Annotated in this window: 18 protein-coding genes; 4 read left to right on the plus strand and 14 right to left on the minus strand. The window is 53.2% G+C overall.

Annotated features, from left to right (window positions below; translation table 11 throughout):
• The 7 genes from LJ739_RS07045 to seqA form a co-directional block, all read right to left on the minus strand.
• Nucleotides 1-330, minus strand: coding sequence for a heavy metal-binding domain-containing protein (locus tag LJ739_RS07045; RefSeq protein ID WP_229158518.1), 330 nt, complete (start codon nt 328-330; stop codon nt 1-3).
• Between the two features lie 15 nt (nt 331-345).
• On the minus strand, nt 346-765 hold the full coding sequence (locus LJ739_RS07050) for an HIT domain-containing protein (RefSeq protein WP_229158520.1): 420 nt from the start codon (nt 763-765) through the stop codon (nt 346-348).
• 3 nt (nt 766-768) lie between these two features.
• Nucleotides 769-1800 (minus strand): succinylglutamate desuccinylase, encoded by a 1032-nt coding sequence (astE, locus tag LJ739_RS07055; RefSeq protein ID WP_229158522.1) that lies wholly within the window; start codon nt 1798-1800, stop codon nt 769-771.
• A 73-nt stretch (nt 1801-1873) separates the two neighbouring features.
• Nucleotides 1874-3208 carry a putative bifunctional diguanylate cyclase/phosphodiesterase gene (locus LJ739_RS07060; protein WP_407646748.1) on the minus strand — a complete coding sequence of 445 codons (1335 nt, stop codon included), beginning with the start codon at nt 3206-3208 and terminating at the stop codon, nt 1874-1876.
• 155 nt (nt 3209-3363) lie between these two features.
• Nucleotides 3364-5847 carry a glycogen/starch/alpha-glucan phosphorylase gene (locus LJ739_RS07065; protein WP_229158524.1) on the minus strand — a complete coding sequence of 828 codons (2484 nt, stop codon included), beginning with the start codon at nt 5845-5847 and terminating at the stop codon, nt 3364-3366.
• 203 nt (nt 5848-6050) lie between these two features.
• Nucleotides 6051-7703 (minus strand): phosphoglucomutase (alpha-D-glucose-1,6-bisphosphate-dependent), encoded by a 1653-nt coding sequence (pgm, locus tag LJ739_RS07070; RefSeq protein WP_229158526.1) that lies wholly within the window; start codon nt 7701-7703, stop codon nt 6051-6053.
• A 74-nt stretch (nt 7704-7777) separates the two neighbouring features.
• Complete coding sequence (gene seqA, locus LJ739_RS07075; protein ID WP_229158528.1) at nt 7778-8347, minus strand: replication initiation negative regulator SeqA; 570 nt, start codon at nt 8345-8347, stop codon at nt 7778-7780.
• 219 nt (nt 8348-8566) lie between these two features.
• Here seqA and LJ739_RS07080 point away from each other — a divergent pair, with 219 nt between their 5' ends.
• The 3 genes from LJ739_RS07080 to LJ739_RS07090 are packed head-to-tail and all read left to right on the plus strand — an operon-like array spanning nt 8567 to nt 12514.
• Nucleotides 8567-9481 carry an AAA family ATPase gene (locus tag LJ739_RS07080; protein ID WP_229158530.1) on the plus strand — a complete coding sequence of 305 codons (915 nt, stop codon included), beginning with the start codon at nt 8567-8569 and terminating at the stop codon, nt 9479-9481.
• Between the two features lie 7 nt (nt 9482-9488).
• A complete protein-coding gene (locus LJ739_RS07085; RefSeq protein ID WP_229158532.1) occupies nt 9489-10472 on the plus strand; it encodes a DUF58 domain-containing protein in 984 nt (327 codons plus the stop codon).
• Complete coding sequence (locus tag LJ739_RS07090) at nt 10469-12514, plus strand: transglutaminase TgpA family protein (RefSeq protein ID WP_229158540.1); 2046 nt, start codon at nt 10469-10471, stop codon at nt 12512-12514. Before LJ739_RS07085 ends, LJ739_RS07090 begins: the two co-directional genes overlap by 4 nt.
• Here LJ739_RS07090 and rlmM read toward each other — a convergent pair.
• From rlmM to LJ739_RS07110, 4 genes are read right to left on the minus strand one after another with little or no spacing between them, the layout of a single operon-like run.
• The gene (rlmM, locus tag LJ739_RS07095; RefSeq protein ID WP_229158542.1) at nt 12468-13550 is read right to left on the minus strand and encodes a 23S rRNA (cytidine(2498)-2'-O)-methyltransferase RlmM; all 1083 of its coding nucleotides are present in this window, start codon (nt 13548-13550) and stop codon (nt 12468-12470) included. The genes LJ739_RS07090 and rlmM overlap by 47 nt on opposite strands.
• The gene (locus tag LJ739_RS07100; RefSeq protein ID WP_229158544.1) at nt 13543-13920 is read right to left on the minus strand and encodes a DUF423 domain-containing protein; all 378 of its coding nucleotides are present in this window, start codon (nt 13918-13920) and stop codon (nt 13543-13545) included. The genes rlmM and LJ739_RS07100 overlap by 8 nt, the downstream gene beginning before the upstream one ends.
• Complete coding sequence (locus LJ739_RS07105) at nt 13917-14549, minus strand: alpha/beta family hydrolase (RefSeq protein ID WP_229158546.1); 633 nt, start codon at nt 14547-14549, stop codon at nt 13917-13919. Before LJ739_RS07105 ends, LJ739_RS07100 begins: the two co-directional genes overlap by 4 nt.
• Nucleotides 14533-15441 (minus strand): transcriptional regulator GcvA, encoded by a 909-nt coding sequence (locus LJ739_RS07110; RefSeq protein WP_229158548.1) that lies wholly within the window; start codon nt 15439-15441, stop codon nt 14533-14535. The genes LJ739_RS07105 and LJ739_RS07110 overlap by 17 nt, the downstream gene beginning before the upstream one ends.
• 258 nt (nt 15442-15699) lie before the next feature.
• Between LJ739_RS07110 and LJ739_RS07115 the strand changes: the two genes are divergently transcribed.
• Nucleotides 15700-15978, plus strand: coding sequence for a hypothetical protein (locus LJ739_RS07115; RefSeq protein WP_229158550.1), 279 nt, complete (start codon nt 15700-15702; stop codon nt 15976-15978).
• A gap of 73 nt (nt 15979-16051) precedes the next feature.
• Here LJ739_RS07115 and kdsA read toward each other — a convergent pair whose 3' ends face one another.
• The 3 genes from kdsA to LJ739_RS07130 all read right to left on the minus strand — a co-directional run bounded on the left by kdsA (nt 16052) and on the right by LJ739_RS07130 (nt 18224).
• Nucleotides 16052-16903 carry a 3-deoxy-8-phosphooctulonate synthase gene (gene kdsA, locus LJ739_RS07120; protein ID WP_229158552.1) on the minus strand — a complete coding sequence of 284 codons (852 nt, stop codon included), beginning with the start codon at nt 16901-16903 and terminating at the stop codon, nt 16052-16054.
• A gap of 93 nt (nt 16904-16996) precedes the next feature.
• A complete protein-coding gene (locus LJ739_RS07125; protein WP_229158554.1) occupies nt 16997-17809 on the minus strand; it encodes a SirB1 family protein in 813 nt (270 codons plus the stop codon).
• A gap of 37 nt (nt 17810-17846) precedes the next feature.
• Nucleotides 17847-18224: a SirB2 family protein gene (locus tag LJ739_RS07130; protein ID WP_229158556.1), complete on the minus strand. Its 378-nt coding sequence runs from the start codon at nt 18222-18224 to the stop codon at nt 17847-17849.
• Between the last annotated feature and the right edge of the window lie 62 nt (nt 18225-18286).

Here is an 18286-nt window from a genome sequence, read left to right on the forward strand (position 1 = left end):
CTAGCCGGCATCACTGTAGCGTACGGCAGTACCGCAAATACTGACCATCAGCATACTGCCGTTCTGACCCACAACCTCATAATCGATATCGATACCGACCACAGCATTCGCGCCTAACAGATTGGCTTCCTGGGTCAGTTCCTGAAATGCAATCTTGCGTGCTTTGGTCAGTTCATCTTCGTAAGACCCCGAACGGCCCCCGACGATGTCACGAATAGACGCAAAAATGTCTTTAAACACATTTGCCCCCATGACGGCCTCTCCGACCACGACGCCGAGGTACTTTTCAATTTTTTTGCCATCCAGTGTGGGGGTTGTTGTTACCAACATAGGGTCTCTCCTTGATTAGCAGGCGGCCAGTCCAAGGCCTTCCCGCAAACGGTTTATCAACTGTTCTGCCTCGCCCGGGCCATAGGGTTTGGCTGAAATATTTCCCCAAACAGGTTTCGGCCAAACCGGATCGTCTCGAAAGCGTGCAATATGGTGTATGTGCAACTGAGGCACCATATTGCCCAGCGCAGCGACGTTTAACTTATCAGGCTGACATAGACTCTGCAATTGCAAGCTCAGTTGTGCCGACTCTTGCCATAACTGGTGCTGTTGTTGCTCTGACAAGTCAATGATTTCGGTAATCCCCCCAACCCTTGGCACCAGAATACACCAGGGGAACTGAACGTCATTCATCAACAACACACGGCACAGCGGCAGGTCACCCACCAACAGGGTATCCGCTGCGAGTTGAGGATGGAGTGTAAAGTCAGGCATGATTTATGGCTCCAATCGGGTTGGCACCACCGTCAACAGCGCCCGTTGGCCCAGTGCCACATTGGCATTGGGGAACACGATAGCCTCGCCATCCTGTGTTGCACGATAGACCGCCCCCGACTCTTCAGCCAACACATCGCCTTGCTTATAATCGGTGAAATTAGGGGTATCATCGTCGAAATTCAATCGAAAATCTTCTTTCGTGCGATTGATCACCTGATTAACCCGATAGACCAAAAAGCGCTCATCAAAGGCCGGCAAGGTAACGGGTTGACCGCTGACCAGTCGTGTCAGACTGTCTTTAGCGGCGGCAAAGCGCTGCATGTCGTTTTCGCCGAAAGGACGGACTTTGCCCAGTTCCACGGTAAACGCGTGGGCGTTAAAACGGGTCGATGAAAAGTAACTGAAGGTAGTGGTCGGACTCTCAGACAACAGGATCGTAGTGACGCCGCACGCGCCCAGAAAACGGATTTGTTCGATGCTGTGCTGACGGTCATGCAACAAGGGATAGACCGCAAACTTATCATTTTTCGATGCCCGAATTGCGGTGTGCAGATCGTAGTGATAGCGCGTTCGGTTGCCTTCAGGCGCACTGGCATAAAAGGCTTCCACCGCGTCTTCCAACTGTTTGGCACGACGACGTTCGGCGTTCACCAGTCCAGGCGCTTCACTGTGCGCGCCACTGAACAGACGATTCATGTTTTCTTCCACAAAGCGCTGCGCAATGTCCATGGCTGGCAGGTTACCGAACAGAAACAACACACGATGAGCAAGGTTGAGCTTGCCGGTCAGGATCCCGTCCACCATCTCGTCGCAGATCTCAATAGGTGCCGTCTCATTGCCGTGCACGCCACAGGACAACACGATATCTTTATCCCCCGGCTGGGCAGGCGTAAATGCAATGATCCCCTCGGCACTGATGTCGACCTGTGTGCCATTGTTAAGGGTAAACTGTAAAGGGCTGGAAAAATCATCCGGGGTGGTGCGAGAACGCGCCAGAAAACCACCCTGTTGTTGCAGTGACTGTTCAATCATAGTGAACCCATTCTAGAAGTTATTATTTGTTCGAATGCCCTACCCTGCGGTATGGGCGATGACGGCCGCAGCGTTAGCCGGTGCGATGAACATGCGCCAGCGAAGAGCCGACACTCAGATCCTGATGATACAGCTCGATAAACTCTGCTTCCGGCACGGCACGGGAAAACAGATAACCCTGCCCGGTACGCAATCCTGAGTCCCTCAGCACGTGTAGCTGCTCCAGATCCTCAATCCCTTCCGCGACGATTTCGCACTCCATCGATGCAGCAATCAATTGCGCCGCCTGAACAATCGCCATATTAACAGGATTTTCATTCAGGCCCATGACAAAGGTCTTGTCGATTTTCAGGGTATCAATCGACAAGTCACGGATATAAGCCAGGTTTGAGTAACCTTTGCCAAAATCATCCACGGCAATGCGTGCCCCCAGGGCTTTGGCCTGGGACAGCTGACGCTTTACCATCAGTGAATTTGACAGCGCGATGTCTTCGGTCAGCTCCAGTTCGAAACTGGACAGATCGATTCCGTAAGACTCACTGAGCTGGCGCAGTGTCGGTATGAAGTTGACATCATACAATTGGGTCGGTGACATGTTCAGCGACAGCGGCACGTCGATGCCCTGCGCGCGAAAACGTAGGGCATGTTTAAATGCCTGGGTCATTGTCCAATAGCCCAGCTCATTCATCATGTTGTACGATTCAGCCGCTTCAATGAGTGCGCCCGGAAACAACACCCCATCCATCGGATGGTTCCAGCGCAGCAAACATTCAGCACCGGTGATTTTCAGATCCCGCAGGCGCACCTTGGGCTGAAAATAAAGCTCCAGCTCGTCACGTTGCATGGCCCGCTGCAGGTCGGCTTTCAGCGCCAATGCCCGACCGCCACGCACTTTGTCTTCCAGGCGCGCGATACACAGGTTGTCATAACGGTTTTCTTTGGCTTGCTTCAATGCGCCTTCGGCACGGGACAGCAACTTTATGATGTCACCGTTTTCCGGCGCATTGGGCACAGCGCCCACATTGAAGTCGGCCAGAAAAGCATGATCCTGACAATAAATCGGCGCTTTGAAGTGTTCGACAAGATGGTTGTAGTGATGTCGTAGCTGACGTTCGCCATGCCAGCCGGGGATCAGCAATCCGAATATATCGCCGCTGACGCGACCTAACAGCGCATCGTGGCCAAACAGCCGTTGGATGCGGTTGGCAATTTCCAGCAGGATACGATCACCCACTTCATGACCAAAGCTGGTACTGACATCGGAAAACCGCACCACATCAATCAATAGCAGTGACGCCCGGCGATTCCGTTGCAAATAACCGTCAATGCGATCCACAAACGCATAGCGGTTAGGTATGGTGACCAGCGTACGGTGACTTTCGCCCATGACGGTGATACAGCTCCTCATCAATCTTCATGCGGCCTGACGCCCGGCTAACGAGCGTCTCGAAGGGGGCGAATTTTAGCCGTTTTGACTGAACAAAAAAAGCCCAAATTTTCATTTGGGCTTTTATGCATTCAAAGTGACGTTAAACGACCATTTATTTCAGTATTACGCCATTTTTATTCAACTTTACAAGAACTTAGCTTCCAGATTCTATCCACATAATCCTGAATAGAACGATCCGATGTAAACTTACCCATACGGGCGGTGTTCAGGATTGCTTTTCGTGCCCAGCCTTTGCTGTCCTGATAAGCACTGTCCAGGGCCTTGTGGGCATCTGAGTAAGACGCAAAATCTGCCAGCACCAGGTACGGGTCGCCACCGTCGAGCAGTGAATGCTTCAATGAGGCCAGTGCACCGGGTTTTCCGGGGGTGAAATAATCCGTTTCCAACCAATCCAGAATGGCTTTCAACTCTTTGTTTTCATAGTAATAATCATAAGGGTTGTAGCCATTGGCTTTGAGCGCCTGAACCTCTTCTACGGTGAGTCCAAAGATGTAGATATTGTCATCGCCCACTTCCTCGGCAATTTCAATATTCGCGCCGTCCAACGTACCAATGGTTAATGCGCCATTGAGCGCCAGTTTCATATTACCGGTGCCCGAAGCTTCCTTACCTGCGGTGGAAATCTGCTCCGAAACGTCGGCCGCCGGGATCATTTTCTCCGCCAGACTGACACGGTAGTTGGGCAGGAAAACCACTTTAAGCTTCTGGTTTACGCGGGGATCATTGTTGATTTTGTCTGCCACCTTGTTAATGGCGTAAATGATATCCTTGGCCAGTTTGTAGCCAGGCGCCGCTTTGGCACCGAACAGGAATACCCGCGGCGTCATTGCATAACCAGGGTTTTCTAACAGTCGGCGATACAAGGCCAGAATGTGCAACAGATTAAGGTGTTGACGCTTATATTCATGCAGACGCTTAATCTGGACGTCGAAAATGGCGTTAGGATCCACCTCTACTCCGGTCAACGCTTTGATGTCGGCTGCCAGATCCACCTTGTTCTGATGCTTGATTTGCATAAACGCCTTCTGGAACTTTGCATCGTCGGCAAAATCTGCCAGACCTTGCAGTTTGTCCAGTTGCACCGGCCAATCCTGGCCGATCTTACTGTCGATCAGTTCAGACAAGCGCGGATTACACGCTTTCAACCAACGACGGGGGGTGATGCCATTGGTAACATTGGTCAGTTTACCTGGCCACAGTTGGTCAAATTCGGGAAACAGGTTCTGTTTCACCAGTCGCGAATGGATTTCCGCCACACCATTCACCGCAAACGAGCCTATCACCGACAGGTTACCCATGCGGACCATCTTGTCATTGCCTTCCTCGATGATCGACAGCTTGCTCTTAATGGCGTTGTCATTCGGCCATACCTTATCCACTTCATCCAGGAACCGGTGATTGATTTCGTAGATGATTTCCAGGTGACGGGGCAGGATCTTCTCAAACATCCGCGCCGGCCATTTTTCCAATGCTTCTGGCAACAAGGTGTGATTGGTGTACGCGAAGGTTTGGGTACAGATTTCCCACGCGCTGTCCCAGTCCATCTCAGCCCTGTCGACCAAAATCCGCATTAATTCGGGGATCGCAATGGCCGGGTGCGTATCGTTAAGCTGAATAACCACCTGATCGGCGAAGCGCTCCCAGTTGTCGCCATGGGCCCGTTTGTAGCGGCGGATGATGTCCTTGAGCGAACAGGCACAGAAGAAATACTGCTGGATCAAACGCAGCTCTTTACCCGCTTCCGTTTCATCGTTGGGATACAACACTTTGGAGATGGTCTCTGCCTGCACATTCTCTTTCTGCGCATCGACATAGCCGCCGGCGTTAAACACGTCCCAGTTAAAATAGTCAGACGCCTGAGATTCCCACAGACGCAACACGTTGACCGTCTTGCCGCCATAGCCAACCACCGGAATGTCCCACGGAACACCTTTTACAATGGTACCCGGGTGCCATTCCTTCTGGATCCGGCCTTTGTCGCCATATTTGGTTTCTACATAACCGTACAACGGAATTTCCTGAATTGACTCCGGTCGGCAAATTTCCCAGGGGTTGCCGTAGTCACGCCAGCTGTCCGGACGTTCGATTTGTGCACCACTTTTGATTTCCTGACGGAACAAACCGTGCTCATAGTGCAGGCCATACCCGACTGCAGGTAAATCCATGGTGGCCAGAGAGTCAATAAAACACGCCGCCAGACGACCAAGACCGCCATTACCCAGCGCCATATCCGGTTCTTCTTCCATGATGTCGGTCAGCGAAACACCGAGTTCTTTCAACGCCTGATCGGTGGTTTCAAACAGACCCAGATTGTGCAGATTATTCGACATCAATCGTCCCATCAGGAACTCGGCGGAAAAATAGTGTACCGCGCGGGTATCGTTCAGGTAGTGGGCACGCTGTGTCTTGCGCAATCCTTCCAGAACCTGCTCCTGCACGGCCGCACAGGTCGCTTTCCACCAAGCGTGGTTATTGGCCTTGTTTTCGTCGGTACCAAGGGTGCAATGAAGGTGCTGGACGATCGATGCTTTGATCGTTTTACTGTCCAGGGATTGAGGTTGTGCCGTGTTCTTGGCTCGGGGTGATTTGGTCGCCATTTTCCCTCCTAAAACCATCAGGCGGAACATTGCCGCCTGAATTATGTAATTAACTTTCAGTATTCTATCAACCTACTGACAGTTTTAGCAGGAAAAGTGGCACTTTGTTGTTATTTTATTGTTAATAGTTGATTATTATTTAACCTATCGAACTCAAACCTGTTATTTATTTACATTTTATTAACATTAAAAGATCATTCTGATTACAAACCGGCTCCGGCGAACACATCGGATACCAGTTGTTGCGCTTCTGTGAGCAAATCCTGTAAGTGAGTTTCACCTTTGAAGCTTTCCGCATAGATCTTGTACACGTCTTCGGTGCCGGAAGGACGGGCTGCAAACCAACCGCTTTGGGTACTGACTTTCACCCCGCCAATCGCTGCATCATTACCCGGTGCATGGGTCTGGATGGCCGTAATCGGTTCACCCGCCAGGGCTGTTGAGGTGATCACGCTCTTGTCCATTTTGCTCAGCACCTGTTTCTGTGCATAAGATGCACTGACATCGATACGACGATAATGGGGTTCACCAAATTCGCCGATCAGGTCCTGGTAATGCTGGCCGGGGTCCCGGCCAGTGACAGCGGTGATTTCGGCCGCCAGTAAACACAGAATAATGCCATCTTTATCGGTCGCCCATGGCTGTCCATTGCGACGCAGGAAGATACCACCGGCACTTTCTTCGCCGGAAAAACCTATCTGTGAGTGCAGCATGCCTTGCACAAACCACTTAAAGCCAACCGGCATCTCGGCCATAGGGCGGCCCAGTTTGTTGGCAACCCGATCAATCATACTGCTGGATACCAGCGTCTTTCCTATTTTGAGATCATCGCGCCAGTCAGGGCGATGCCGATACAGGTAGTTGATCGCGACAGCAAGGTAATGGTTCGGGTTCATCAGTCCAGCCGTGGGTGTCACGATACCGTGGCGGTCAAAGTCGGCATCGTTGCCAAACGCCAGATCGAAACGATCCCGCAGCCCAATCAGGCCTGCCATGGCATAAGGAGAAGAGCAATCCATACGGATTTTGCCATCCTTGTCGCGATGCATGAAACTGAAGCGCTGATCCAGTTGGCGATTAACCACCTCAATGTTTAACCCGTAGCGATCGGCAATACGATCCCAATACGCCAGGCCTGCACCACCGAGCGGATCCGTGCCCAGGCGCAAATTGGCATCGCGGATGGCTTGCATGTCGACGACCTGATCCAGCTCGGCAATGTATTGCTCGGCGAAATCCACTTCGGTTACCCATTCGCTGGCCATCGCACCGGCAAAGTCGATTCGCTTCACGTCGCGGTTTTTCGCCGCCATCAGGGCATTGGCACGGGTTTGGATTGCGGTTGTCACATCGCTGTCAGCGGGACCGCCGTGGGGTGGATTGTATTTGAACCCACCGTCCTCGGGCGGATTATGGGATGGCGTTATCACCACGCCATCAGCCAATGCCTGTGCATGGTCACGATTGTGCGACAGGATCGCATGGGAAATGGCCGGTGTGGGTGTGTATCCCTGCTCAGCTTGCACATGCAACGCGACCTTGTTGGCACACAGCACTTCAACACAGGTAACGAACGCCGGCTCCGACAACGCATGGGTATCCATGCCCACCATTAATGGTCCGGTGATCCCCTGTTGTTGACGGTACTCTGCCAGGGCCTGACAAATCGCCGCGATGTGCATATCGGTGAAGGTACCGTTTAACGCACTGCCACGGTGACCTGAGGTGCCAAAGCTGACTTGCTGATTCGGCGAACTGACATCAGGAACAGTGCTGTAATAGGCACTGACTAATCGCGCAACATTTACCAGTTGTTCGGGGCTGGCCAGCTGTCCGGCCTGTGGATGAAGAGCCATAACGTTCCTTTTTTTCGGTACGGTTGTTCACAGGCCACAGCGATGCCACGGGGCAACTGCCTGCACACTAAGTGTTAGGCGGCAAACAACGCCGTCAATCGTTGCGCATCCGACTGGGGATAACCCAGTGCTTCAGCAACCTCGTTGAGCATGGCAACCTTCTTGGCGGTATTATTGTTGGTCACCACCCAATAGTGGGTTCCCGGCACCTGCTTAGGGTTAGTACTGCTGCCAGACTCCAGCAAGGCTTCCTTACTGGTAGCGAAATACAGACGATTGCGGCCTTTCACCGACAGTACATTATCAAACCGCTCAGGATGTGCCTGATGTAACGCGGCCAGAATTTGCAGGAAATGCTCAACCCGGCTTTGTGGCTCCTGATCCTGGTGGGCATTCAGAATGGCGAACACGCCCTCACCTTCCACTGGCGCAACAGGTGCTTTATGCGACGCCGTCGTTACCGCAGGGGATGACGTCTGCGCGGTAGTTTCAGGTTGCGCATCGGACGCCTCAACCGCGGGCACTTCGGCGTTTTCATCGCCAAGCAACAGGCGACGCAAGATTTGCGATGCACTTTCGCCAATATGCTGGGTCTGAGAGGCAATATAAGCGTACAACTGGTCATCGATTTCAATGTGTTTCATGCATTTATCCAAGGTGATTTTGCGACTGTGATCTGAGGTCATTATAAGGCCTCATCCCCGACCGAAAACCCCCCTTTATGATCTTTTTCACCCGAGACGATTGATCGCTCAATCCTTGCACTACGTTTAAGGCCTTATACCCCCGTATAGCTATGCTGGCATCACAATTTGATCCTGATCGGCTACAGTTAACACATATCCGGCAGTAGGAAGGACACTATGCAGCCTCACATACAATCTGCAATAGAGCGCGTCGCACAGCGTTTGCTCGGTAAAGAACAACACATTAAGCTGGCCATCAGTTGCCTGCTGGCCAATGGTCACCTGCTCATTGAAGATCTCCCCGGCATGGGCAAAACCACCCTGTCTAACGCACTGGCTAACGTATTGGGCCTGGATTTTTCGCGCATTCAGTTCACCTCCGATCTGTTGCCAGCGGACATGCTGGGTCTGAACATTTTTGACAGTCAGACCCAAACGTTTCGCTTTCACCCTGGCCCGATTTTCAGTCAGGTGGTGTTGGCCGATGAGATCAATCGAGCCAGCCCGAAAACCCAAAGTGCCCTGCTCGAAGCGATGGAAGAAAAGCAGGTCAGCCTGGATGGTCATACCCATACCCTGCCGTCACCGTTTTTTGTCATTGGTACCCAAAACCCACTGCATCAATCAGGCACTTACCCCTTACCCGAATCGCAACTCGACCGCTTCTTGATGCGCATCCAAATTGGCTACCCTGACTGGAAAGCCGAAAAACAGATGTTGCTTGATCCCCAGGGTGAACTGGCGCCGTTGGCTGCGGTCATGACGCTGGATGAATTGATTGACCTGCAGCGCCAGGTCAACCAGGTGCATGCCAGTGATGCGATACTGGACTACGTGCTACGACTGGTGACCTACAGTCGCGAAAGCGACCAGTTTCCCAATCCCCTGTCGCCACGAGCCAGCAAAGCGCTGTTGCAAGCCAGCCGAAGCTGGGCGCTGATTGCCGGACGGGATCACGTCCTGCCAGAAGATGTGCAGGCGATCCTTCCTGCCGTTGCCGAACACCGGCTGCGTAACAGCCTCAGTGAGTTCAGCGAAACCACCAGTCTGAGCGACAAGTTACTGGCGGCTGTGGATCCACTGGCAGCCTGAGTCAGTGATGATCAATGCACTCCAGCAACGGCTGAACCAACATTGGCAGGCTCGCATCGGCCGCTGGCTGGACCGACGGATTCCGCCAGCGCGAAGCCACCAATTGGATCACCGCAATATTTTCATTTTCCCGTCCAGGCTGGGCGGACTGTTCCTGCTATTGTGCTTCGGTTTGTTCCTGCTCGGTACCAACTACCAGAACAACCTGATGTTGATGCTGTGCTATTTCCTGCTGGCGCTGATGCTGGTGACACTGTTCAGCAGCTATCAGAATTTCGCGCGTTTGCAGGTCCACCTGGGCAAAACCCAGGACTGCTTTGCCGGTGACGTAGCCCACATTGCAGTATGGTTGAATCAACCACAGGGGGATTCACTGCCGGCACTCGGTATTATTTCCATGCGGCAGCAGCCTGATGGCGAAGAATGCGCTGTCACCTTAACGCCCTCCTCCAGCCATGGCACCTTAAGCATTGATGCACCGCACCGAGGCCCCTTGCCGCTGAAACGTGTCACTCTTAGCTGCGAATACCCGCTGGGTCTGTTTCATTGTTGGACGCACCTCGCCTTTGATCATGATGTGATGGTTTATCCGCGCCCGGTTCCCAGCCCTGTAACACTGCATGGCAAGCCACAGGAAGGCGGTCCCAACAGCAGCACGGACAAGGCTGGCCAGGATGAATTTCATCACTTACGCGAATATCAACGGGGCGAGCCGCTCAACCACGTGGCCTGGAAACAGGTTGCCAAGGGTCAGGGCATGTTCAGCAAACACTTTGTCAGTGAACAGGGCGCCCCGGTGTGGCTTAACCTGATGCCCTGCACCACAGAGCAGCTGGAACAGCGCTTGGGACAATTATGCTACCAGATCAGAGAATTGACCCAGGCGCAACAATCCTTTGGCCTTGATCTGGGCAAACACCAGATTACACCTGACTGCGGCCTTGACCATCAACGCCGCTGCTTGCGGGCGCTGGCAGAGTTTCAATTGTGATCGGCGCACCGGCCAACACCCAGGACCAACTGAGCCAGCTACTGCTCAGTGCAGCCTTTGTGATGATCAGTATCGGCTTGTTTGAGCCGATCATGGGCTGGATCCTGGTCTTGATGGCGTGTGCAGTGGTGATCCGTGCTGCCTACGCGCTGGGTGTGCAATCTCAAACGGTGTCAATGACCACTGTCAATCTGCTCGCGCTGCTGGCGGGACTGGTACTGGCCTATTTCAGTGTTCAACTTGGCCTGCTGGTCGCAATGGTCAATCTGCTGGCCATGGCTTGTGCCCTGAAGCTGATGCTGATGCGACGGCGCAAGGATTTTCGCCAATTGATAGTCAGTGCGCTGTTTCTGCTGGGGTGTGGGTTTATCTTTCACCAATCCATGGCCATGAGTGGCTACTTTAGCCTGTGTCTGGGGGTCATTTTACTCGCCATGATGGCCCGACACGGACCACAACTCACGTTGCCACAACTGACCGGCGGATTGGGCCGTCTGTTGCTACAAGCGCTACCGATCGCCGTACTGGCATTTATGGTGATGCCACGTTTAGGGCCTTTCTGGCAGATGCCAACCGCCAAGTCCACCGAAACCGGGCTGGCGGATCGGATGAAGCCCGGCGACATCGCACAGTTGTCCCAATCCTCGGCGCTCGCGTTCAGAGCCAGCTTTACCGACAATATCCCGCCCCCCAATCAGCGCTACTGGCGGGCGCTGGTGATGGAACAGTTTGATGGCCAGGAATGGCAGATTGCGCCGCGCAGAAAGTGGGAGGAAGAACAACTGCGCCTGCAGAACAAAGCATTTGTACCCGCGCCTCAAGGCCCCGGCGCAGCGTATCAGGTGATTGCAGAACCGAGCTACCAACACTACCTGTTCAGTCTGGATGTTTCCGTGGTCAGCGATCCTGGTGTACGCAAACGGGTATGGCCTGGTACGGCTTACCAGCTCAGAAGCCGCGATCCGGTGGCTAGTAAAATGCAGTATGACTTGGTTTATTACCCACAGACCCCCCTCAATCAAACCAATTATTCCCTTGATCGCCAGTTGAACTTGCAGGTGCCGCGACAGGGCAATCCCCGCACCCGTGAATGGGTTGCTAAATTGCAACAGCAGAGCACGTCTGCGCGTATGTTGATTGACAATATTCAGCGCTATTTTCAGCAACAGGGGTTTGAATACACGTTGCGACCTGCGCTGATGCCAAATGATCCGGTCGACCGCTTTTTGTTCGACAATCAGGCAGGTTTCTGCGCCCACTATGCCAGTGCACTGGCTTTTGCCTTGCGACTGGCCGACATTCCAGCCCGGGTGGTCGCCGGCTATCAGGGCGGAGAAGTGCGTGGTGACGACTATGTCAGTATCTACCAGTATGACGCCCATGCCTGGGTTGAAGCCTGGCTTGATGACCAGGGTTGGGTACGGCTTGACCCGACCGCCTGGGTAGCACCCAGCCGGATCCTGTACGGACTGGAGCGGGCCGTGGCCGAAGAAGGCACCTTTCTGGCCGATGATCCGCTGTCCCTGGCACGCCTGAAAGACTATGCCTGGCTTAATCAGGTGCGCTTATTACTCGCTGACATGGATTTCTTGTGGAGTCAGTGGGTACTGGGCTTTGATGCAAATCGTCAGCGAGATTTGTTCAAATCGTTGCTCGGAAAACTGACCGCGTTTAACCTCAGTCTGGTCGGTGTGGTGTCGGTACTGCTGGTAACGATATTGCTGGCGGTGTATTTCATTCCTAAGCGCGCGCCACGGCGCCCTCTATGGCAAAAACGTTACCATCAGGCGTTGGCACTGTTAGAGCCAGTCTGGCCCCGGCCACGCCATTACGGGCCCGATGACTATGTCAGACACGTCAATCAGACCGCCCCCGCAGATATTGCCGGCCCGTTTAATCAACTGACCCAGTTGTATATGTACCTTGCTTACCAACGACCATCAGCGGCTTCACAGCGTGACACCGACACCCGCATGAATCGCGCGTACTTACGCCTCAAGCGTGCGCTCGGGCAGCATCGGCCGCCCGCAAGTGCACGGTGATTTCTTCGCGATCGTGGTACAGGTGCTTGGCCTGAATTCGTGCGGTCTTGCGATGTTCTGTTAACACGTCCCGTATGATCTGCAGCGCCGTTTGCACGCTGTCGTAGCGCTTCTTCATCGGCAACTTGAGGTTAAAGATGGCTTCCTGGCAACGTCCGATTGCCACCCACCGGGCCATCAACTCTGCCACCCGCTGAGGTTGTTCAATCATATCGCAGATCAACCAGTTGACCGGTTGGGGGGGCGAAAACTTAAACCCATCCTCCGCATGATAACTTACCAGGCCAGTGGCCATCAGGGCTTCGTCCATCGCGCCGTTATCAACCGCGTAAACCGAGATTTCCCGCTTGACCATCTGATAGGTCCAGCCACCGGGACAGGCACCGAGATCCACTGCCGTCATCCCCGGACGCAGGCGCTCAGGCCATTGTGCCGCGGGAATAAAAGCATGCAGGGCTTCTTCAAGTTTCAATGTGGAACGGCTGGGAGCGTCACTGGGAAATTTTAACCGTTGGATCCCCATCACATTTGGGCATCGCTGTCCGGCCAGTGAATAGCCCCAGTAAACCGTGTCTGATTGGGTGAAAAACGCGTGCATGCGCGCCTTGTCAGTGCGTTCTTTGGCGGTCAGGTGACCTTTCTTGCGTAACGCTTGTCTCAGCGGCACGGTAAATTTACGGCAGAACTTAGCCAGCTCCCGCCCTTCAGTGGTGTCCGGAAACTCAACCACCACCTCCCCCGCCAGCGGCCAGTCATCAACCGCCGCCAGCAACGGACCAATGCGGTCCGACGGGTCCAGCGCTGTGAGCTGCGCCACACAAACAAACAGCTGACGGGCAAAAATCAACTCCCTAACTGCAATGCGCTCGGCAAACGTCTGTGCGTCCTCGTCTTGATAACAACAGAACTGCACGAAACCGCTGTTCCTGACAAACTGGCTGTAGCCGTATAGGCCCTGCTCGGCAGCACGGGTTTCGATTTCCTGTGCGGTGTCCGATTCAAACCCGGCGCGGCAATAGGCCACAAGGCTATTCATGATCTTGCCCCTTCCACACAGCGCACAATGCCATTAGCCAGCCCGCCATCAGACATAGCCCCCCAAAGGGGGTTACCGGGCCAAACCAGCTTTGCTGGGTCAGGCACAACGCGTACAGGCTTCCGCTGAACAGCACAATGCCGACAATGACACTGTACCCGGCGCGCCTTAACCACACGCTGGCATGATGACGGTACAGCAGGTAAATCCCCAACAACAAAAGGCTGTGGTACATCTGATAGCGCACCGCGGTTTCAAATACCCCTTGCAGTCGCTCATCAAGTACGCTGCGAAGAGCATGGGCACCAAAGGCGCCCAGAATGACGGACAACAGACCACTGAGCAGGCCAAACCGCAGGATCATGTTCATGACAATTGCTCCTTAATGAACGTGGCGGTCCACTCGGCGGCGGTGTCGATGTGTTGTGCCTGGGTATGGCCAGAAGCCTTACGTGGCTTAAAACTGTGATCACCGTCAGGCAGGAAACGCGTGTTCACCTGCTTGCTTAACCCATAGCTGGCAATTTCCTGCTGATGGCCGAACGTATCTCGCTCTCCCTGCACAATCAACAGGGGTTTCGCCATGTCCTGCAGGTGTTCGGTACGTAACTTTTCCGGCTTACCGGGAGGATGAAACGGATAGCCAAAACATATCCCGCCCCTTGCCTGGCAATCCGGTAGCAAGATGCTGGCCATGCGCCCACCCATGGATTTGCCGCCGATAAACAGTGGCAGTTTTGCATCCAGTTGCTCACCTAGGTCAGCCAGCACCTGTTCGAAGTGGGCCAACAAGACCTTGGCCGGATTCGGTGGTCGACGGCGGTTTTGTTGCTTTGCCTCGGCCATGTACGGAAAGTCAAAACGCAACACATTGATGCCACGGCCGGCCAGCGCTTTGGCCATCGTATGCAAAAACTCATGTTCCATGCCGGCTCCGGCACCGTGGGCAAACACAAAATTAGCCACCGGTTCAGCGGCGTTATTAACCAAGTAATTCATTTTCCTGCTCTTCTCTGACCTGTGCCAGCAGCCAGTCACGAAATGCCACAATCTTACCCAGTTCAGCCTGGGATTGATGACACACCAGATAATAGGCATTCCGCGACACCAGTTTTTCTTCAAAAGGACACACCAGGCGCCCGGCAACAATTTCAGGACGTGCCAGCACACTGTGACCCAACGCAATCCCCTGCCCTAATGCGGCCGCCTGAAGGACTAACATTGAGTGACTGAATATTGGCCCTTGCTCGACATTGATCCCCGGTACGTGAAAATGCCGTACCCAGTTTTTCCACGCCTCCCGGCTGGAATCGTGCAGCAGCATGTGGTGGCGAAGATCATCCAGTGAGTCCAGCGGTTTGTCACCCTGAAACAGCAATGGAGAACACACCGGCGTGAGGTATTCGGTATGTAGTTTGTCGGCTTGCAATCCGCTCCACTTGCCGCGGCCATAATAGATCGCAACATCAATATCGTCCCCCAGAAAGCCCTCGTCAAAATCCACCGCTTTGATGCGCACGTCGATTTCCGGGTGTAACAAACTGAAAGTATTGATACGGGGTACCAGCCACTGGATCGCCAGACTGGGTGGCAACGCCACGGTGATCGCCCCCTTTGCCCCTCGGGCCAACAGGCGCTCGGTCGCGTCCTGCAAGGCGATAAAAATATCTTTGAGGTCGAGGTAATAACTCTGTCCCTCTTCGGTCAGCAGCAAGGTACGGTTGCGACGCAAAAACAATTTCATCGACAGAAACTCTTCCAGCGCCTTGATTTGGTGACTCACTGCGGCCTGGGTCACAAACAACTCTTCCGCCGCGCGGGTGAAACTCAAGTGCCGGGCTGCCGCTTCGAAAGCTTTTAGTGCATTTAAAGGGGGTAATCGTCGACTCATTGTTTGGTTTACCGGTTAAGCGAATAAAAGGCCCTCAAGGCCTGCGCGAAAGGTGTGTGACACACCGATGAACTATACATTAGTTTTTCTAATTATCAATGCATACATTTTGTCATTTTTAGCGCGCCTGATAATCGTTTAATATTTACCCACGATGAAGTTAAACCTCTACCAATAAAGGTTTTTTTACATCGATATTGGTAACAAAACGTTAACCAATTAACATTTTTGAAATAATTTAATCTTTAGGTAATCACAATGAAAAACGTACGAAAAATATCATTAGGCAGTGTTTTTGCAATACTATTCAGCCAAGGTGCATTAGCAGCGCCAGAAACGCTGACAGCGGTGCATATTCATTCAATCCTGCAAGACGGTCTGCAGACAGAATTGCAGCAGATTGAAGCCGTCGATCTGCACCAGGATCTTTACAAAGAACTGCAAAACCTCGATTTGCAACTGCAAACCCGTGAAATGGTCGCCATGGTGAGCCGCGAAATCACTGAACAGGGCTTCGACACGACTCAGGCAGAATAACCCCTGCGGCATTACCTAAAGTCTGTTTCTGTTCGACGGGCAGGCACTCCCTGCCCGTCAACAACAGACATCGTTATCGTGCGCTGGTATCCAGCGGCTCGAAGCCTTTGATCAAATCATCAAGCGCTTTCATTTGCTGTAGATACGGCTCCAGCTTGGCCAATGGCAATGCACACGGGCCATCACATTTTGCCTGTTCGGGATCCGGGTGAGCCTCAATGAACAGCCCCGCTAACCCCAGAGCCATACCACTGCGTGCCAACTGTGCCGCCTGAGCACGGCGACCATCGGCTGAATCCGCGCGTCCACCGGGCCGTTGCAAGGCATGGGTTGCATCAAAAATCACCGGTGCAAACTGTTTCATATCATCCATACCCAGCATATCCACCACCAGGTTGTTGTAACCAAAGCTGCTGCCCCGTTCACACAGAATAACCTGCTCGTTTCCAGCTTCGCTGAATTTGGTCATGATATGACGCATTTCATGAGGGGCCAGAAACTGTGGTTTTTTCACATTGATGACCGCCCCGGTTTTCGCCATCGCCACCACCAAGTCTGTCTGACGGGCGAGAAACGCTGGTAACTGGATAACGTCCACCACCTCAGCAACAGGTGCAGCCTGATGAGGCTCATGTACATCGGTGATCAGTGGTACATCGAAAGTTGACTTAATTTCTTCGAAGATGCGCAAGCCTTCTTCCATACCCGGACCGCGATAGCTGTGCACAGACGAACGGTTGGCCTTATCAAACGACGCCTTAAAAACATAGGGGATGCCAAGCTTATCAGTCACTTGCTTGTAGTGTTCGGCAATCTGCATGGCCAGGTCACGGGACTCAAGCACATTCATTCCACCAAACAAAACAAATGGCAACTGGTTGCCGACGGACAACCCCCTAACATTAATAACCGTGTTATTACTCATGGTACTTCCATTGTGGTCAAAGATGGTATCAGGGGCATAGCATACCAGTTGTGGCAACCGGTACGCAGCAGTTTGGGCGCTAAAAAATGCCCTTTAGTGCAAGACTGGTGTTGGTAACGCGTCCCAATGGCGCAATTGCAATTTAAGCAAATAAGCGCTGGGGTCTTGTGGACACTCACGGATAAAGTAACGATAGTCTGCCATTGCCACCCTGGCATTGGTCAGACGATGCAACAAATAGCCACGATCACGCCGCTCATAGGGATCGTCGGGACTGAGGGTCAGCAGCAGTTCGACAGCATGCAGGGCCTTTTCATGCTGATCCGCATCGAGGTATGCCCCTTTGAGGTTATGCAAAAGCCGTTCAATCATTTGTTGTGCGGAGGCGACACAGAGGATGTCGTCATCCAGCTCGTCAACGTCGTCACCGAGCATGGATTGATACAGGGTTTCCAATTCTGACCAGCTTAAGGTGTTACCGGTTAGCGGATCGATGTATTGAATATCGTCTTCACTCCACTGATGGCGCAGTAAAAAATGCCCGGGAAAGTGTATTCCTTCGACATCAAACCCGCACTGCTGGGCAAAGTGACGGTACAAAATTGCCAGCGCCACCGGCACGCCGCAGCGCCGGGTGACGACGCAATGCATCAGGTTCGCCTGGGCATTGAGGCGACTATGACGGTCCAGCGCGAACAGGCAATCCTGATAAAAACCATGATGAAACTGTTGCAAGCGCTGTGCTTCGCTGGCTTGGGGGTCGACGCCGCGTAGTACCGTTTCAGCCATCGTCGCGATGTCACTCAGACAGCGGTTGACGTTAACATTGGGATCAAACTGTTTGGCCAGCCACAGGCTTGCAGCAAGGACATTGCCATCGGCGAGCCATTGTTTGAATTCTGTCATTGGGGTCCGGCCTCCAGGCCGATCGGCCAGTTCAGCATCAGCCGAACAAGATGGGCTGTTTGGTCACTGCGACCTTGGCGATAATCACCAACCAGGTCAGGGCACCGACAAAACCGATCCAGCGCATGGGAGTTGAGCGTGCCCACTTCAACGCCCACATGCCCATCAGAATGTAACATACCAAACCGACGACTTTCTCGGTCAGCCAGCCGTTAACCAGCGGGTACTGGGCAATCAGAACACACAACACAACGGCGCTGATCAGCAACAAAGTGTCAATGACGTGGGGTAACACCCGCATCCATTTCTTTTGCAGCAAGCCATTGTTTTGCAGAGTGAGGAAAAAACGAAAGATAAAAAACAGCGCACTGGTGGCAACCAGTGTCAGATGAAGGTGCTTCACCATCATGTACATCGTTGCAGTCCTTGTTCGTAGTCGGGTGACTTTTATTATTGGCAGGCGCAACTGTACTGTCA

It is taken from the genome of Fluctibacter halophilus, assembly GCF_020687825.1.
In the GTDB taxonomy this organism is placed as follows: Bacteria; Pseudomonadota; Gammaproteobacteria; order Enterobacterales; family Alteromonadaceae; genus Fluctibacter; species Fluctibacter halophilus.